The sequence below is a fragment of the Mesorhizobium sp. M7A.F.Ca.AU.001.01.1.1 genome, from assembly GCF_004022735.1.
Taxonomy (GTDB): Bacteria; Pseudomonadota; Alphaproteobacteria; order Rhizobiales; family Rhizobiaceae; genus Mesorhizobium; species Mesorhizobium ciceri.
Map to the genome: position 1 here is coordinate 1 of NZ_RZPF01001119.1, position 1,233 is coordinate 1,233.

The 1,233-nt window shown below is 62.7% G+C and carries 2 protein-coding genes; both read right to left on the reverse strand.

What is annotated here, in order from left to right:
* Positions 1 to 1,056: hydantoinase B/oxoprolinase family protein (locus EN884_RS36365; protein WP_164895437.1), on the reverse strand; the 1,056-nt coding region annotated here is incomplete at its 3' end.
* Positions 1,053 to 1,233: hypothetical protein (locus EN884_RS36370; RefSeq protein WP_164895438.1), on the reverse strand; the 181-nt coding region annotated here is incomplete at its 5' end. The genes EN884_RS36365 and EN884_RS36370, both read right to left, overlap by 4 nt.

Below are 1,233 nucleotides of genomic sequence, written 5' to 3' on the forward strand. Positions count from 1 at the left end.
GATCTGGCCCGGCAGCGCCTTGGCCAGCGCGCCCAGCACCAGATCGGGCACCATATGGCCGATGACGTGCCGCAGGGAGACCGGCGCCGGCCGCGGGGCGTTCAGGATGTTGGTCGGCGACGATATAGTGAACAGAGCAAGCGAGGCCGCATTGTTCGGGATCTCCGGCGCCACGACGCATTTCAGGGCGTAGCAGGCATAGGCCTTGCTGTAGATGATCGGAACGTTGATGCCCCATCGGCTTGTCGGATCGGTGCCGGAGAAATCGACATTCAAATGGTCGTCCTCAATCGAGACAGCTGCCACCAGCTTGACCGGCGTATCGTAGCCGTCGGTCACCAACTCGTTCGACCAGGTGCCTTTCGGCAGCGCCTTGATGCGCTCCAGCGTCGCGTCATGCGTGCGCGTGAAGATGAACTCTCCCAGCCTGTCCAGCGATGCCAGGCCGATCTCCTTCATCATGTCGACCAGGCGGCGATGGCCGACCTCGTTGCAGGCGGCCAGCGAATAGAAGTCGCCGACGACCTGGTTCGGCTCGCGCACATTGGCGCGCAGGATCTTCACCAGATCGAGGTTCACCTTGCCGCGCTCGGCGAACTTCATGATCGGGATCTGGATTCCTTCCTCGTAGACTGACTTGCCGTCGGCGCCGAAGCCACGTCCGCCAACATCGACCACGTGCGCGGTGCAGGCGAAGAATGCCACCAGTTCGCCGTTCAGGAACGAGGGCGAGACCATGGTGATGTCATGGAGATGGCCGGTGCCTTTCCAGGGATCGTTGGTGACATAGGTGTCGCCCTCGTACATCTCCTCGCGCGGGATCTCGTTCATGAACTGCAGCACGGCCTCGGCCATGGTGTTCACATGCCCGGGCGTACCGGTCACGGCCTGCGCCAGCATCTCGCCGCGCGGATTGAACACGCCGGCCGACAGGTCGCCCGATTCACGCACCGACGTGGAGAAGGCCGTACGCAACAGGGTCAGCGCTTGCTCCTCGACCACCGAAATCAGGCGATTCCACATCACCTGCATGCGGATTTCCAAGATGTCGCTCATGCCTGGACCCCTTTGCGGATCAGGAGGATCGAACCGTCGCTCTGTAGCGCGGCATCGAAGAGAGTGGTGACGACCGTCGACGTCTCACGCTCGACGATCACCGCCGGACCGCTGATGCGATCCCCTGGCGAAAGGTCGGCGCGTTCGATGATGGCTGAAACCTGCACGGTTCCGGTC